General features: G+C 71.5%; 10 protein-coding genes and 3 pseudogenes. 9 read left to right on the forward strand and 4 right to left on the reverse strand.

The window, feature by feature from the left end; all coding sequences use genetic code 11:
- Positions 1–21: 21 nt before the first annotated feature.
- Positions 22–1,083, reverse strand: coding sequence for a DMT family transporter (locus tag G412_RS0129185; RefSeq protein ID WP_028815142.1), 1,062 nt, complete (start codon positions 1,081–1,083; stop codon positions 22–24).
- 38 nt (positions 1,084–1,121) lie between these two features.
- On the opposite strand from G412_RS0129185, the gene G412_RS0129190 reads away from it, so the two are divergent.
- Positions 1,122–2,027 (forward strand): LysR family transcriptional regulator, encoded by a 906-nt coding sequence (locus G412_RS0129190; protein ID WP_028815143.1) that lies wholly within the window; start codon positions 1,122–1,124, stop codon positions 2,025–2,027.
- Between the two features lie 180 nt (positions 2,028–2,207).
- On the opposite strand, the gene G412_RS0129195 is transcribed toward G412_RS0129190, so the two are convergent.
- Positions 2,208–2,675, reverse strand: a complete 468-nt coding sequence (locus G412_RS0129195; protein WP_028815144.1) for a pyridoxamine 5'-phosphate oxidase family protein — start codon at positions 2,673–2,675, stop codon at positions 2,208–2,210.
- 106 nt (positions 2,676–2,781) lie between these two features.
- On the opposite strand from G412_RS0129195, the gene G412_RS0129200 reads away from it, so the two are divergent.
- Complete coding sequence (locus G412_RS0129200; protein WP_028815145.1) at positions 2,782–3,447, forward strand: cysteine hydrolase family protein; 666 nt, start codon at positions 2,782–2,784, stop codon at positions 3,445–3,447.
- On the opposite strand, the gene G412_RS0129205 is transcribed toward G412_RS0129200, so the two are convergent.
- A complete protein-coding gene (locus G412_RS0129205; protein ID WP_028815146.1) occupies positions 3,434–3,922 on the reverse strand; it encodes a Rieske (2Fe-2S) protein in 489 nt (162 codons plus the stop codon). The two genes, G412_RS0129200 and G412_RS0129205, sit on opposite strands and share 14 nt — an antisense overlap.
- 318 nt (positions 3,923–4,240) lie before the next feature.
- On the opposite strand from G412_RS0129205, the gene G412_RS39900 reads away from it, so the two are divergent.
- Both G412_RS39900 and G412_RS36500 read left to right on the forward strand, forming a co-directional pair.
- Positions 4,241–4,384, forward strand: a complete 144-nt coding sequence (locus G412_RS39900; protein WP_157839188.1) for a hypothetical protein — start codon at positions 4,241–4,243, stop codon at positions 4,382–4,384.
- Positions 4,381–6,143, forward strand: a pseudogene (locus tag G412_RS36500) (beta-galactosidase). The gene G412_RS39900 and the pseudogene G412_RS36500 overlap by 4 nt, the downstream one beginning before the upstream one ends.
- 237 nt (positions 6,144–6,380) lie before the next feature.
- Here the strand turns inward: G412_RS36500 and G412_RS0129220 are convergent.
- Positions 6,381–9,224 carry a glycoside hydrolase family 3 C-terminal domain-containing protein gene (locus tag G412_RS0129220; RefSeq protein WP_028815147.1) on the reverse strand — a complete coding sequence of 948 codons (2,844 nt, stop codon included), beginning with the start codon at positions 9,222–9,224 and terminating at the stop codon, positions 6,381–6,383.
- A 337-nt stretch (positions 9,225–9,561) separates the two neighbouring features.
- On the opposite strand from G412_RS0129220, the pseudogene G412_RS41670 reads away from it, so the two are divergent.
- From G412_RS41670 to G412_RS0129240, 5 genes and pseudogenes are all read left to right on the forward strand, one after another.
- Positions 9,562–9,660 (forward strand): annotated as a pseudogene (locus tag G412_RS41670) (twin-arginine translocation signal domain-containing protein); the annotation flags it as partial.
- Positions 9,639–9,908 (forward strand): annotated as a pseudogene (locus G412_RS38670) (carbohydrate ABC transporter permease); the annotation flags it as partial. The pseudogenes G412_RS41670 and G412_RS38670, both read left to right, overlap by 22 nt.
- Before the next feature lie 85 nt (positions 9,909–9,993).
- Positions 9,994–12,216: a WD40/YVTN/BNR-like repeat-containing protein gene (locus tag G412_RS0129230; RefSeq protein ID WP_028815149.1), complete on the forward strand. Its 2,223-nt coding sequence runs from the start codon at positions 9,994–9,996 to the stop codon at positions 12,214–12,216.
- Positions 12,216–14,183, forward strand: coding sequence for a beta-galactosidase (locus G412_RS0129235; protein WP_028815150.1), 1,968 nt, complete (start codon positions 12,216–12,218; stop codon positions 14,181–14,183). The genes G412_RS0129230 and G412_RS0129235 overlap by 1 nt, the downstream gene beginning before the upstream one ends.
- Positions 14,180–16,390, forward strand: coding sequence for a glycosyl hydrolase family 95 catalytic domain-containing protein (locus tag G412_RS0129240; protein WP_028815151.1), 2,211 nt, complete (start codon positions 14,180–14,182; stop codon positions 16,388–16,390). Before G412_RS0129235 ends, G412_RS0129240 begins: the two co-directional genes overlap by 4 nt.
- The last annotated feature ends 35 nt before the right edge of the window (positions 16,391–16,425 follow it).

The following is a 16,425-nucleotide window of genomic DNA, read 5'->3' on the forward strand; positions in this document are numbered from 1 at the left end:
CGGGCGGAAGGGCTTCCCGGTTCAGTTGCGGTTCGGGTCGGTGCTTCGGGTTCGGGTGCGGCTCTGGGTCAGTGCCGCGCCGGCCAGGACGATCAGGGCGCCCACCGGGGTGTTCCAGCTGAGGTGTTCGCCCAGCAGAGTGACACCCGCGACGGTGGCGATCACCGGGATGAAGTACGTGACCATCTGGGCGGTCGTCGGCCCGACCTCAGCCACCAAGTCGTACTGGACGAGCATGGCCAAACCGGTGCCGAGCGCGCCCAGTGCCACCACGGCGAGCAGTGGGACGACCGGGAACGAGCTGGGCATGGTCGTGAACAGGGGGGTTACCACAGCCAGTTGGACGGTTCCGAGGAGGAGCTGCGCGCCCGTCATGGAGAGAGCGGAGTTGCCGCTGCCGCCGAGCGTACGGCGCAGATAGATCCAGCCCACCGGGTAGCTGAGGGAAGCCAGCAACGCCATCGCCGTACCGCCGAAGTCCAGGCCGGAAAAGCCCTGCCAGGCACCGAGCACCGTCAGTACGCCGATGAAGCCGATGCCGAGCCCCGCCACGCGGCGGCGGGTCGGGCGGTCCTCGGAGAACGCCACCACCGAGAGCACCATGCCCCACAGCGGCGAAGTGGCGTTGCAGATTCCGGCGAGCGTCGAGGGGATCGTCAGCTCGGAGTAGGCGAAGAGCGAGAACGGCAGGGCGTTGAGGAAGAACGCCGCGACGGCGAGATGGCCCCACGTCCGGGCGCCGCGCGGCAGGCCCACCCGCTTCACCGCCATCGCGGCGGCGAGCACGGCCGTACCGAAGAGCAGGCGCCCGAGGGTGACTTGGAAGGGTGCGTACGCCTCTGTGCCGACCTTGATGAGCAGGAAGCTGAAGCCCCAGATGAGCGCGAGCGCCGCGAAACGGATGCGCCAGTCCAGTGCCGGGCGGCGGGCGGGCGCGGGAGGCGCGTCGACAGAGGCAGACGTGGCGGAGGTGGCGGAGGTGGCGGAGGTGGCGGAGGTGGCAGACGTGGCGGGCAGCGTGGCGCGGGGTGTGCGGACGGGGCTCATGGTGCTTACCCTCGCCCGCTCAACTTCGTAGCACAAGCGAGATTTTGTGGAGCTGATCGCTTAGTATCGCTTATATGTTGAACCTTGAGCGCCTGCGTACGCTCGACGCCCTCGCTCGGCACGGCTCGGTCAGTGGCGCAGCCGAGGGCCTGCATGTGACGACCTCCGCTGTCTCCCAGCAGATGGTCAAGCTGGAGCGCGAGGTCGGCGAGCCCCTGCTCGCCAAGAACGGCCGCGGCGTGCGTCTCACCGACGCCGGGCGGTTGCTCGCCGACCACGCCGCCCGCATCCTCTCCCAGGTCGAGCTGGCCCAGTCCGACATCGAGGCGCAGCGCGGCCGGGTCGTCGGGGACCTCACCGTCGCCGCCTTCCCCACCGCTGCCCGCGGTCTGCTGCCCGCCGCCCTCGCCGCCCTGCGCGTCGAGCACCCCCAGCTTCGCGTGCGAATGCGGGAGCTGGAGCCCGCCGATTCGGTACGCGGGGTCGTGCGGGGCGACTTCGATCTCGCAGTCGTGCTCGACTGGTACAACAGGCCGCTGTCCATGCCCGAAGGGCTCGCCAAGCAGGAGTTGCTGCACGACCCCGCCGATGTCGCCATGCATGTCGGTCATCCGCTTGCCGGCCGCGCCACCGTGGATCTGGAGGAGTTCGCCGACGACGACTGGGTCACCTGGGCGGAGGGCGAGTTCTGTCACGAGTGGCTGATGTTCACCCTGCGCGGCAAGGGCGTCGAGCCCCGCATCGCGCATGTGGCCGAGGAGCACGCCACCCAGCTCGCGCTGATCGCCGAGGGGCTCGGGGTCTGCGTGGCGCCCCGGCTGGGGCGCGGTCCCGTGCCGGATCGGGTCCGCGTCGTACCGGTGCGGCACGCGATGCGGCGGCATGTGTACGCCGTCTGGCGCGCGGACGCGGACCGGCGGCCTTCCATTCGCGCGGCGGTCGACGCGCTGTGCGCCGCGGGCGCGGACGTCGTCAGCTGAACCCGGCTCGGGTGCAGGACCGTGGCTCGGGCGTTGGACTGAGGCTCGGGCGTCGAACCCCGGCTCGGGCGTTGGACTGAGGCTCGGGCGTCGGTCCCCGGCGCGGGTGCCGGACGGTGGCTTTGGTGTCGGAGCGCCGCTTGGGTGTCGGGCGTGGGGTCCCGGCATCCGGACCGGGGCTCAGGCGTCGCCGAGCTTGCGGAAATCCCAGGACGTCACCGCGTCCGGGGTAAGCCGCAGCCAGGCGTGCCGTCCGTCGTGCGGCATCTGCGTCATGCCGAAGTACTTCTGGGAGAAGAGTCGTTCCGGCACGTCGAGTTCGGGGCACGGCTCACCCGTACGTGGCGCCTCCCCCACGAAGACGGCGGTGCCGGACAGCTCGATGCCGCGCAGTTCGCCGTACTCCACGCCGTCGTCGACGAGCACGGCCAGCCGGGCGTCCTTACGGAGCTGGGCCCAGCGGCGGCTGCGTGTGATCGAGTACAGCCACAGCGAATGCCCGTCCCAGACGAACCACAGGGCACCCACGTGCGGGCTGCCGTCCGCCGAGACCGTCGCCACCCGGCAGGTGCGCTGTTCGGTGAGGAACGCGTCCCGTTCGGCGTCCGTCATCATGATGCGGCGGCCTCTGCGCTGTGTGGCGGTCATCGGTGTCCCCCTTCAGAGTTTCTGACTCACTGTCAGAAATCATGGGGTCTCTTCCCTCATCACGCAATGGCCGTTAGCCTCGCGCGCTCGGACCCGAGGGGGAACCTTGCCGTCGTACGAACAGCTTGCCGAGCAGCTCGATCCGGCGACCACCGTGCTGCTCACCGTGGAGTGCCAGCAGGGGGTCGTCGGCAAGGACAGCGCCCTGCCCGAACTCGCCGGGGCCGCCCGCTCCTCGGGGGCCCTGTTGCGCATCGCGCGGTTGGTCGCCGGTGCCCACGAAGCGGGTGTGCAGGTGCTGCATGCGGTGGCGGAACGGCGTTCCGACGGGCGCGGCGCCAGCAACAACGCACGACTGTTCCGGGCCGCCGCGCGACTGCCCGTACAGCAGCTCTCGGGAACGACCGCGGTGCGCGTCGCGGAACCGATCGAAGTCGCGGATGAGGACCTCGTCGTACGACGGCTGCACGGCCTCTCGCCGCTCTCCGGTACGGACGTAGACGCCCTGCTGCGCAACCTCGGCTGCCGAACCCTGCTCGTGACGGGCGTCTCGGCCAATGTGGCGATCCCGAACGCCGTCTTCGACGCGGTCAATCTCGGCTACACAGCCGTCGTCCCCGCGGACGCCATCGCGGGGGTGCCCGCCGACTACACCCCCGCAATGGTCCGCAACACGCTCGCCCTCGTCGCCACGATCACCACGACCGACGAGGTGCTCGCCTGCTGGAAGCACCCGCGACGGGTCAGGGTGAGCAGGATCAGGCAAGGGTGATCGAGTCGCCCTCGACTTTGATGGCGCTGGCGGGGAGCGGCGTTTTGGCCGGGCCGGCCTTCACGCTGCCGTCCGTCGCGTCGAACATGCTGCCGTGACAAGGGCAGTTGATCATCCCGTTCGTGACGTCCTTGACGGCGCAGCCCTGGTGCGTGCACTTCGACGAGAACGCCTTGAACTGTCCCGCGGTGGGCTGGGTGACGACCAGCCCCTTGTCGGCGAAGACCTTGCCGCCGCCCTCCGGGATGTCGGCGGTTTTGGCGAGCACGGCACCGGCGTCGCCACCGCTGCCCGTCTCGCCCGCCCCACCCGTCCCGCCCGTCCCGCCTGCCGGCTTCTCGGCGGCGGTGCCGGACGGGCTGTCACTGTCCGACCCGCCGCACGCCGTCAGTGCGGCGGCGACCCCGGCGGCGCCCACCGCGGCGACGACCGTACGGCGGCCGAACAGCCGCCCTGTCTCCTGAGATCCCGTCATACCGGCACTCCTCTTCGACGACTGGCTGTGGGCTGTTGTACGCGGGAGCGGACAGCGGCGTTCAGCAGCCGAGCGTTTTCTTCAGGAAGTCGTGAAGAGCGCGGGGGTGCGGAAACGGAACGGCCGCCGGCCGACGGCGGGAAAGAAAGAGAACCCACCGGAGGGCCACCTCAGCGGGCGGGAGAGGCGTCGGTTAGTGAAGCGCTTCGATTTCCTGCCACTGCGTGAGGTGTGATGTCAATGCCTGGCTAGGAAGGCGGTTCCATTGCCTGCAGCCTCTTGTTTCGCCTGAAATTCCTCATTACCTTGCGTCCTCAGGTGAAGCGCTTCGACGAACCTACCGCCGTCCTCACCCACCACGTGACCAAGCCCGGTACGTCCGTGACCGGCTCGACCTCCACCACCCACCACCTCCCCGTCCCGGCCGCCGGGACCCATACGTCTGTCGCGGACTTCGCATGACTGAGCTGCCCGCGCGCGTCCTGTTCGGCGCCGCCTACTACCACGAGTACCAGCCGTACGAGCGGCTCAAGACCGACCTCGATCTCATGGCGGAGGCGAAGTTCACCGTCATCCGCGTCGGCGAGTCGGTCTGGTCCACCTGGGAACCGGAAAACGGCCGGTTCGAACTCGACTGGCTGCAACCCGTCCTCGACGGCGCCCACGAGCGCGGCATCCGCGTCGTCCTCGGAACTCCCACCTACGCGGTGCCGCCGTGGCTGGCCCGGCAGTACCCGGAGATCGCCGCCGAGGACGCCACCGGGCGCCGCGCCGCGTGGGGCGCCCGGCAGGAGGTCGACTTCACGCACCCGGCCTTCCGTTTCCACGCGGAGCGGGTGATCCGCGCGATCGCGGCCCGTTACGCCGCCCACCCCGCGATCATCGGCTTCCAGGTCGACAATGAACCCGGCCCGCGACTGCCGCACAACCACGGTGTCTTTCAGCGGTTCGTGGACGACCTGCGGCAGCGGTACGGCGATGTGGAGACCCTCAACCGCGAGTGGGGGCTGGTGTACTGGTCGCACCGGCTGACCACCTGGGCCGACCTGTGGACCCCGGAGGGCAACGCGCAGCCGCAGTACGATCTGGCCTGGCAGGCGTTCCAGGCGCGCCAGACCACCGAGTTCATCGCCTGGCAGGCCGGCATCGTGCGCGAGTACGCGAGGCCCGGCCAGTTCGTCACCACGTGCCTCGCCTACTCCCGCACAGCGGACGACCGGGGCGCGCGTATCGCGAACTCACCCGACTGGGCGCCGAGTTAGAGCGGGCCGGGGACCTGGTTGCCGGGATCACACCGGACGCGGACATCGCGATGGTGTACTCGGCGCCGAGCAAGTGGCTGATGCGCAAGCACCCGCCGCTCGCCGGCCCCGACGGCGGCCCGGACGCCTGGGCGTACGAGGGCATCTTCGAGCCGTTCTACCGGGGCGCGTTCGAGGCGGGGCGCCAGGTACGGATCATGCACGCCCGTCAGTTGCACGACCCGCGCGGCGAACGTCCAGGGATGACACCGGAGTCGGTGGCCGAGCTGCACCCCGTGCTCATCGCTCCCGCGCTGTACGTGGCGGACGACGGGATGCTCGACTGGCTCGGCGCATACGCGGAGGCGGGCGGCCACCTCGTCCTCGGGCCCCGCACCGGCTACGGCGACCATGAGGCGCGGGCGCGCCACGAGGTGACACCGGCGCGACTGGTCCGGGCCGCGGGCGTCCGGTACGACGAGTACAGCAACCTGCATGCCGACCTGCCGCTGCGCACCGCACCGGACAGCCCGCTCCAGCTATCGGCCGACGCGGTGGCCACCCGTTGGGTGGAGGGCCTGGCCGTCGAGGACGCCGATGTCCTGGCCGAGTACGACCACCCGCACTTCGGGCGCTGGCCGGCCGTCACCACCCGCCGCCACGGCGCGGGCCGCGTCACGTGCGTGGGCACCGTGCCCGGCCGCGACCTGGCCCGCGCGCTCGCCGCGTGGCTCGCGCCCTCCCCGTGCAGCGGCTGGCAGGGCCTGCCGGACTCGGTCACCGCCGCCACCGGCACCGCCCCCGACGGCCGGCGCGTCCATGTCGTACACAACTGGAGCTGGCAGCCGGCCACCGCCCAGGCACCGGTGGACCTGACCGATGCCCTGGACGGCAGCGTGGTCCCGGCCGGTACGCCCGTGCGGCTCGGTGCCTGGGACGTCTGCGTGCTCGCCGCCGCACCGGGAACTGCCGCGGAGTAGCGATGACACCCGCCACCGCGGCACCGGGAACAGGCCGGCAGGAGCGTCTCCAACGACACCCCTCGGGCGTGGTGACACACCCCACAGGGTCGTGCGTTCGGTGGTCCCTGCGCCCGAACGGTCCGGGCGACGAAGACCATGGCGAACGCAGGCCTGAAGAGCCGAGTCCGGCACCGAAGCCTTCCGGTGCCGGACTCCTGCGTGGCGACTCCCCTGCACACGGGGTCGATGTGGACCTCAGACGGAGAAGGCGACGCGCGCGAGCCGCACCGGGCCACGCAGTCCGAGGCGGACGTCGTGCACACCGGCAGCCACGGCGACGGGGGTGCTCACCGTGGTGTAGTCGTAGGGCCCGGCCGTACCCGGGGAAAGCGCGAGCACCGCCAGTATCGGACCGTCACCCAGTGACACTTCGACCGTGCCCTCACCCGCGGCCTCCACCGTGATCCCGGCAGCCCCCTTTCCGAAGTCACAGTCACGGAACACCAGCTCGCCCCTGCGGCCGGCCACAGGGGCGACGGAGTCACCCGAAGTCTTCGCGCGGTCCACGATCTCCGTGTCGCTCTGGTCGTCGAAGTCCACCGCGTCCAGGCCGCCCGCCATGACCGGCCGGGGCACCGACGGCTCGCCGTCAAGGCCGACGGTCCGGGCCAGGCGAATATCCTCGCTGGACGCTCCGACGAGGAGCTCGTAGCGGCCAGGTGCCACCCGCTGACGTCCCTGCGCCACGTCCCAGAACGCGAACGCCGACATCGGCACCCGGAAGGCGATCTCCGTGACCTCGCCGGGCGCGAGCGTGACACGCTGGTGCGCCGCCAGTTCCCTGCGGGGCCGTGGCCCCGACGGCTCCACGGCCCTGGTGTAGAGCTGGGCGACCTCGTCCGCGGTGACGTCACCGGTGTTGCCGACCGTGAAGGACACGTGCAGTGCCCCGTCCTCGACGCGAGTCGTGAGGTCTTCGTAGGAGAAGGACGCGTACGACAGGCCGTGGCCGAACGGGAAGAGAGGCGTGCCCTCGAAGTAGAGGTACGTCTGGCGGCCGCCGATCACGTCGTAGTCGAGGAGGTCGGGCAGGTCGGAGTCGTCGGCGTACCAGGTCTGCGGGAGGCGGCCGGCGGGGGAGACGTCGCCGGCCAGGATCCTGGCCAGGGCTGTGCCGGCCGCCTGGCCACCGTGGGCCGTCCACAGCACCGCCGGCACCTTGGCGTGATCGACCGCGTACGGGTACGCCGAGACCAGCGCCAGCACCGTGTTTAGGTTGGCCGTGCGGGCCGCGCGCAGGAGGCGCTCCTGGTGGGCGGGGAGGGCCAGGGTCGTACGGTCTTCGGTCTCGCGTCCGTTGATGTGCGGATCGTTGCCCGCGACCACCAGGACCACGTCCGCCTGCGAGGCGACCCTGTTCACCGCGTTCTCGCCGCTTTCGACGACGACGACCTCGAAAATCTCCCCGTTTCCGTCGGCAACCTTCAGGCCGTCGGCGGCGACAGAGATGAGGCGACCCGTACCGATGTGCCGAAGAAGGTGTCCGTTCTCGTGTGGTTCCAGGCGGAACGTCTCCTGGACGACCCAGCCTCCGGGCTGGTCGGCGGAGGCGCGGACATGGCCGTCCTCGGCGACGGAGAGATAGCGGCCGTCGGGGGCGCGCAGGGTCAGCACGCCCTCGCCCCAGTCGACGAGGGAGAGTTCGGTGCCGGTCGCGTCGGTGGTGAGTGGGGGCAGGTCCGTCCGGCCCGCGAGCAGGGCCGGGTCGAGGGGGCCCTCGGCGCCGCGCACCTCGTCGCCGGCGTCCGCCTCGGGAACGTGCAGGAAGGTTCCGGCCGAGGTCTTCAGCAGGATCCGGTCCACGCCCTCCGCGAACTCCACGCGCTCCGAGCCGAACCGCTCGTACAGGCCCGCCAGCGGCGTGCGGCGGTGCAGGAGTGTGCCGCTGTACCAGTCGAGCTTGCACTCGTCGGCGAGCAGGCCGACCACCGCGAGCCGGGTGCCGGGCGCGAGCGGCAGCAGGCCACCGGTGTTCTTGAGCAGCACGACCGCCTGCTCGGCCGCCTCCCGGGCGAGGGCCCGGTGGGCCGGGGTGTCGAAGTCCGTGGTGTGCGCGTACGGGTCGTACTCCGGGTCGAACTCGCCGAGGCGGAAACGGACCGAGAGCTGGCGGCGGACCGCCGCGTCGACATCCGGCTCGGTCAGCAGGCCCTGCTCCAGGGCGCCGCGGACCCGTGCGGTGATCTTCGAGCTGTCGGTGCCATGGTCGGTGAAGCTGTCGACGCCGGCCAGCAGCGCGGCGGCCGTCGCCTCCTCGTGGGTGTCGAAGTAGTGCTCGGAGTCGACCAGGTTGGAGGGCGCGCCCGCGTCCGAGCAGACCAGCAGGTCCTCGTCGGTCCAGGTGCGCAGGTGCTCGCGCAGATACGGGGAGACGTGGTTCGGGCGGCCGTTGACCAGGTTGTACGCCGGCATCACACCGGCCACGGCGCCCGCCTCGACCGTCTCGCGGAAGGCGCGCAGGTCGTATTCGTGCAGGACGCGCGGGCGGACCGAGGAGGACGTGACGTCGCGGCCCGTCTCGTTGTTGTGGGCCAGCCAGTGCTTGAGGACGGGCGCGGTGCGCCAGTACGTCGGGTGCTCGCCGCGCAGGCCGAGCGTGTAGGCGGTGGCGATCGCCGAGGTGAGTTTCGGGTCCTCCGAGTAGCCCTCCTCGTTGCGGCCCCACAGCGGGTGGCGCAGCAGGTTCACGGTCGGGGCCCAGACGTTCAGCCCCACGCGGTCGTCGCGGGCACGCATCACCCGGACCTCCTTGGACACCGCCTCGCCGACCCGTCGTACGAGTTCCGTGTTCCACGTCGCGCCCAGGCCCACCGCCTGCGGGAAGACGGTGGCCGCACCCATCCAGGCCACGCCGTGCAGGGCCTCCTGACCGGTGCGGAACGCGGCGACGCCGAGCCGCTCCACGGCGGGGGCGAACTGGTGCAGGAATCCGGTCTTCTCGTCGAGGGTGAGCCGCGACAGAAGGTCGTCGACGCGCTTCGCGAAAGGCAGCTGCGGGTCGCGGAAAGGTGGTGGTGTGTGCGGCGTATGTGCTGACACGTGGGGTCCCCTTGAGATGGAGCGGCAAGCGCCTTCGAAGCGCTTCGATGCTCATCAGACACCAGGGCAAGTGTCAAGGGCTCTACACCGCTCTATCAAGCAAGACATACGAAGAGGCTCTTCCAAACCTTGGAGGAATCTTGGAAGCGACCCTTGTGCGCTTATGGGTGTTCACTTAACCTCGCAGCAACTTCGAAGCGCTTCGACTGCGAATCGCGTCGCAGTGGTTGGATGTCCGCTTCTTGGATCTCCGGTTCAGTTCAGCCAGTTCCCGTCACGACACCGCGGCCGACGGCCCACCGCCGGGTGTCCGGGTGCGCCATGAAGGGTTGACGCAATGACGCCGAATGCCGCCTCCTCCGGACCGAGCCGGAGAAGCTTTCTCGCCTCCACGGCAGTCGCCACCGCAGCGGTGCGGTCGGCTACTGGAGCGCCTGGTTCAACGCGTCCATCTACCTCACCGACCAGGAGATGATGCCGCTGCAGAACGTGCTCATCCAACTCGTCCAGAAGAACACCGAGGCGCCGACCGGCCTCCAGCAGGCGGTCCGCACTGGACAACTCTCCTCCCTGGGGCTCCAGATGGCCGTCATGGTCCTCGCGCTGATCCCCGTCGCGGCTGCCTCCCCCTTCGTCCAGCGGCACTTCAAGAAGGGCATGCTCACCGGAGCCATCAAGGGCTGAAGCCCTTTGGCCCGAGTCCCGCCGCAGAGCCTTCCGTCGTATGGCCCCAGCTCGACTTCCCCCTTCGTGAAGACCGAGGTATGTCATGAGCACGTTTCACCTGAGCAGACGCTCTGTTCTTGCCGGTTCCGCTGCCGCCGCCGCGGTCGTCTCCCTGCCGACGGTTTCGGGGCGGGCTCAGGCCGCCGCTCCCGCGGCCGTCGCGAAGAGCGGCTACCGGTGGCGCAACGCCGTCATGGGCGGCACCGGGTTCATCACCGGGGTGCTGTTCCACCCGTCGGTGCGCGGGCTCGCCTACGCCCGGACCGACATCGGGGGCGCCTGCCGCTGGGACGACCGGACCGACCGCTGGATCCCGCTGACCGACCACCTCGGCTGGGACGACTGGAACCTCCTCGGCGTCGAGGCCATGGCCGTCGACCCCGCCCACCGCAACCGTGTCTATCTCGCCCTCGGCGCCTACACCCAGTCCTGGGCCGGCAACGGGGCCGTGCTGCGCTCCGAGGACCGGGGTGCCACCTGGAAGCGCACCGACCTCACCGTGCGGCTCGGCGCCAACGAGGACGGGCGTGGATGCGGTGAACGGCTGCTGGTCGACCCGCGCAACGGCGACACCCTGTGGCTCGGCACCCGGCACGACGGGCTGCTCAAGTCGACCGACCGGGGCGCGACCTGGAAGGCCGTGAGCTTCCCGGCCACCCCGAGCGCCACCGGCCAGGGAATCACCCTCCTCGTCGCCGCGGGCCGCGGCGTCTACGCCGGCTGGGGCGACTCCGACGGCACCGCCGGCCACCCCAACCTGTACCGCACGTCCGACGGGAAGATCTGGGAGCCCGTCCCCGGACAGCCCACCGGCGCCGCCACGAAGGTGCCCATCCGCGCCGCGTACGACCGCCATACCCGCGAGCTGTACGTGACGTACGCCAACGCCCCCGGCCCCAACGGGCAGTCGGACGGCAGCGTGCACAAACTGCGTACCGCCGACGGCAAGTGGACCGATGTCACCCCGGTGAAGCCGGGCGGGACCACAACCGACGGCTCCACCGACGCCTTCGGCTACGGCGGTGTCGCCGTCGACGCCCGCCGGCCCGGAACGCTCGTCGTGTCCACCAACAACCGCTGGGCCGAGATCGACACCGTCTTCCGTTCCACCGACGGCGGCCGCACCTGGAAGTCCCTGAAGGACGAGGCCGTCCTCGACGTCTCCGAGACCCCCTACCTCAAGTGGGGTAACGACAAGCCCAAGTTCGGCTGGTGGATCCAGGCCGTCGGCCTCGACCCGTTCGACTCCGAGCACGTCGTCTACGGCACCGGCGCGACCCTGTACGGCACGCGCGACCTCAAGCGCTGGGCCCCGCAGATCCGCGGTCTTGAGGAGGCGTCCGTGGTGGCGCTCGTGTCGCCTCCGACGGGAGAGGCCCACCTGATCAGCGGATCGCGGGACATCGGCGTGCTCTACCACGAGCGGCTGACCGCCTCACCGTCGCGCGGCATGGCCACGAACCCCGTGTTCGGGTCCTCCACCGGAATCGCCCAGGCCGCGGCCAAGCCCTCGTACGTCGTACGCACCGGCTCCGGCGCCAACGGCAACGGCGCCTGGTCGAACGACGGCGGAAAGACCTGGGCGCCCTTCGCGTCGCAGCCGGCCGCCGCCAAGGACGCGCCCGGCCCGATCGTCACCAACGCCGACGGCAGTGTGCTGCTGTGGTCCCTCGCGCACTGGGACGGCACCGTGTACCCGGCGCACCGCTCGGCGGACAACGGCGCCACCTGGGCCGAGGTCGCCTCCCTCCCGAAGGGCGCCGTCCTGCTCGCGGACCCCGTGGACCCGACGTACTTCTACGCCTACGACACGAGCGCCGGCACGCTCTACGCCAGCACCGACAGCGGCCTGACCTTCACCGCCCGGGCCACCGGCCTGAGCTCGGGCGACGCCGGGTTCCAGCTTGCCGCGGCCCCCGGACGCTCCGGCGAACTGTGGCTCAGCGCCAAGGCGAACGGGCTCTACCGCTCCACCGACGGCGGCGCAGGCTTCACCAAGGTCGGCAGCTGCCGGGCCTCGCACACCCTGGGCTTCGGCAAGGCCGCCAAGGGCGCCTCCTACCCGGCGATCTTCATGGCCGGCGGGATCGAGGACTTCAACGCCATCTACCGCTCCGACGACGAGGCCAGGACCTGGACGCGGATCAACGACGACCGGCACCGGTGGGGCTGGACAGGCGCGGCCATCACCGGCGATCCGCGCGTCCACGGCCGGGTCTACCTCGCCACCAACGGGCGCGGCGTGCAGTACGGGGAGCCCGTCTGATGCCCGGCCTGAGCGACGCGACACGAGGCCGCCTGCTCTTCGGCGGCGACTACAACCCGGAGCAGTGGCCCGAGGAGACCTGGCACGAGGACGTACGGCTGATGAAGGCGGCCGGGGTCAACTCGGTCACCCTCGGTGTCTTCTCCTGGTCGACGCTGGAACCGGAGCCGGGAGCACGGGAGTTCGGCCGGCTGGACACGCTGATGGACCTGATGCACGAGAACAGCATCGGCGTCGTCCTCGCCACCCCGACCTCCTCGCCCCCGCCCTGGATGGGCCGGCTGCACCCGGACACCCTGCCCGTCACCGAGGACGGCCGCACCGAGTGGTGGGGCGGCCGGCAGCACTTCTCGCACTCCAGCGCCACCTACCGGCGCTACGCCGCCGCCATCACCGAGGACCTCGCCGCCCGCTACGGCGCCCACCCGGCCCTCACCATGTGGCACATCAACAACGAGTACTGCACCTTCGACTACGGCGACGAGGCCGCGGCCGCCTTCCGCCGCTGGCTGCGCGAGAAGTACGGCACCCTGACCGCCCTCAACGAGGCCTGGGGCACCGCCTTCTGGAGCCAGGGCTACGACACCTGGGACGGCATCCTGCCGCCCCGCCTGCCCCACTACATGCGCAACCCCACCCAGGTGCTGGACTTCCGGCGCTTCACCTCCGACATGCTCCTGGAGTGCTACGCCGCCGAGCGGGACATCGTCCGCCGCCACACCCCGCACGCGCCGGTCACCAGCAACTTCATGCCGTTGTGGATCGGCCAGGACGCCTGGCGCTGGGCCGGGGAGGAGGACGTGGTCTCCGTCGACATCTACCCGGACCCGCGCGACCCGCAGGGTGCCCAGAGCGGCGCGCTTGTCCAGGACATGACCCGCTCCCAGGCCCGCGGGCCGTGGATGCTCATGGAGCAGGCCGCCGGGCCCGTCAACTGGCGGGGCGTGAACCACCCCAAGCCACGCGGCCTCAACCGGCTCTGGTCCCTGCAGGCCGTGGGCCGGGGCGCCGACGCCGTCTGCTACTTCCAGTGGCGGCAGTCCCGGCAGGGCGCGGAGAAGTTCCACTCCGGCATGGTCAGCCATGCCGGGGAGGAGGGCCGTACGTACCAGGAGGTCAAGCAGCTCGGCGCGGAGCTGGAGCGGATCGCCGCCGAGGTGACCGGCCGGAACATCACCGCGGACATCGCGGTCCTGCACGACTGGCACGCCTGGTGGGCCGGCGCCCAGGACGGCCGCCTCTCCCACCAGGTGGACTACCCGGACATCCTGCACGCCTGGCACCGAGCCCTCTGGCAGGCGCACCTCACCACCGACTTCGCCCACCCCGAGCACGACCTGACGCCGTACTCCGTGGTCATCGTGCCGCAGCTGTACGCGCTGACCGACGCGGCGATCGACAATCTCCTCGCCCATGTCCGCCGGGGCGGCACCCTCGTCTGCGGCTTCCAGACCGGCGTCGCCGACGAGGACGACCGGGTCCGCGCCGGCGGCATGGATCCCCGGCTGCGCGAGCTGTTCGGCATCCGCACCCTGCACGAGTGGTGGCCGCTGGACGCGGGGGAGACCGTCACCTGCGAGGGCTTCAGGGCGTCCCTGTGGTCCGAGGAGCTGGAGGCCGACGGCACCGCCGAGGAGACCGTGCCGTACAAGGGCGGTGAACTCGACGGACTGCCCGCCGTCCTGCGCAAGGGCCGGGCCTGGTACGTCTCCACGCTCCCGGAACCTGAGGCGCTGCGCGACCTGCTGGCCCGGATCGCCTCCGGCGCGGGCGTCCGGCCGGTGCTCGACGGCCTCCCCGAGCAGGTCGAGGCCGTCCGCCGGGGCGAGGCGCTGTTCGTGCTCAACCACGGCCGCGAGCCGGTGACCGTGGAGGTGCCCGGCACCCACCACGACCTGCTGACGGGGACGGCCGTCACCGACCGGGTCACCCTCGGCCGCTACGGCGTGGCGGTGCTCCGGCCATGACCGCGACCAACGGGCCCGTCCACGGCACGTGGGAGCCGCACCCGGCCGCCCGCTGGGAGGACGGGTTCCTGAGCGGTAACGGCCATCACGGCGCCCTTGCGTTCGGTGATCCGAACGCTGAGCGGGTCGTCGTCACGCATCACACCCTGGTACGGCCGAGCGGCGACGGCGTGCACCGGCGGCCGCCCCGGCTGGCCGCCGGACTCCCCGCGCTCCAGGACCGCCTCCTGGCGGGCGACCGCACTGCCGCCGAGGGTTTCACCGACGGCCGTCCGCACCAGTGGGCGCAGCCCTTCCACCCCGCCTTCCAGGTCAGCCTGGTCCGGCCCGCCGGCGACGGTGGTGACTACCGACGCGACTACCGCCGCGACGTCGACTTCACGACGGGCGTCGTACGGGCGGCCTGCGCCGGCTGGACCAGCCGGGTCTTCGTCTCCCGCGCCGACGACGTGATCGTCCAGCACGTGACGGCGCCCGGCCTCACCCTCGACATCTCCCTCGACCACCGGCTCCCCGGTGCCCCCGCCGGGCTGGCCGTCGGCCACGGCGCCGTCGTCGCCCCCGAGGGCGCCCTGCTGAGCCTGCGCGCCCGCTACCCGGAGGGCGACCGCGCCTTCACCGGCGTCACGCTCGTCGTCGCCACCGGCGGCACGTTGACCCTCGCCCCGCCCTGCGCGCACGTCGAGGGAGCGCGGTCCGTACTACTCCTCACCCGCGTCCGGCGGCACACCGGTGAACTGGACGTGACCGTGCGGGGCCGCGCGCTGCGCGACCTGCCCATGGACTACGACGAGCTCCTCGACCGCCACGCCGCCCTGCACCGCCCCGCCTACGCGCGCGTCACCCTCGACCTCGCCGCCGGCCCGGCCGAACGGGCCCTGCCGGGCTCGGAGCTGCTGAAGCGCCCGCGTGACCCCGCTCTGCTGGAGCGGCTGTTCGCGGCCGGCCGCTACCACCTGCTGTCCTCCGGCGGCCTCTTCCCGCCCCGCCTGACCGGCCTGTGGACCGGCGACTGGAACACGGCCTGGTCGGGGGCGTTCACCAACGACGCCAACCTCAACCTCCAGACCGCCTCCGCCGTGGCCGCCGACCTGCCCGAGGTCACCGAGGCCCACGCCGCGCTGATCCAGCGCCAGCTGCCCGACTGGCGCGACAACGCCCGCGCCGTCTTCGGCACCCGCGGCGTGGTCGCCCCCGCCCACACCGACGGCGAGTCCGGCCACTCGTACCACTTCAGCCGCGAGTACCCGCTGCACCTGTGGACCGCGGGCGCCGACTGGCTGCTCAAGCCGCTCGTCGACCACGACGAGACGCAGGGCACCCGCGACCCGCGCACCGCCTCCGCCCTCGCCGAAGTCGCCCTGTTCTACGACGACTTCCTCACCCGCACCGACGGCAACGGCCGGCTCGTCATCGTCCCCTCCTACTCACCCGAGAACCGCCCGGCGAACGCGAGCTGGGGCACGATCAACGCGGCCATGGACCTCTCGGCGGCCCGCCACGCGCTCCTGACGGCAGCCCGGTACCACCCCGAGCACGCCGACCGCTGGCGCGCCCTTGCCGGCCGGCTCCCGCCGCACCGGATCAACGAGGACGGGGCCCTGGCCGAATGGGCCTGGCCCGGCCTGGCGGACTCCTACGACCACCGCCACCTCAGCCACCTCTACGGCGTCTGGCCGCTGGAGGAGATCACCCCCTACGACACGCCCGACCTGGCGGCCGCCGCCCGCCGCGCCCTCGAACTGCGCGGCGCCGAGAACGACTCCGCGCACGGCCATCTGCACCACGCGCTCATCGCGGCCCGGCTCCGGGACGGCGACCGCGTCACCCACGCCCTCGGCCAGGTCCTGGACGGCGACTTCTTCCACGCCTCCCTGATGAGCGCCCACTACCCGAACCGCCACGTCTACAACGCCGACGCCGCGCACACCCTGCCCGCCGTACTGATCGAGATGCTTCTCCAGTCGACTCCCCACCGACTGGTCCTCCTGCCCGCGCTGCCGCCGTCCCTGCCGGCGGGTCGGCTCGCGGGCGTACGCACGCGGTTCGGCGCCGAGGTCGAACTGACCTGGGCGCCCGGCCGGGCGACGGCGGTTCTGAAGCCGACGCGCACGGCTCGTATCGAAGTCAGGACTTCTTCCGGCGACGCGCAGCCGATCGATCTCGTCGCCGGAGAGGACCACGTCCTCAGCATGGGGGCGTGGTAGACCCCCCACTTCCCCCCCCCACCCGTGGAAGGGAC

This window comes from Streptomyces flavidovirens DSM 40150, from assembly GCF_000429085.1.
Classification (GTDB): Bacteria; Actinomycetota; Actinomycetes; order Streptomycetales; family Streptomycetaceae; genus Streptomyces; species Streptomyces flavidovirens.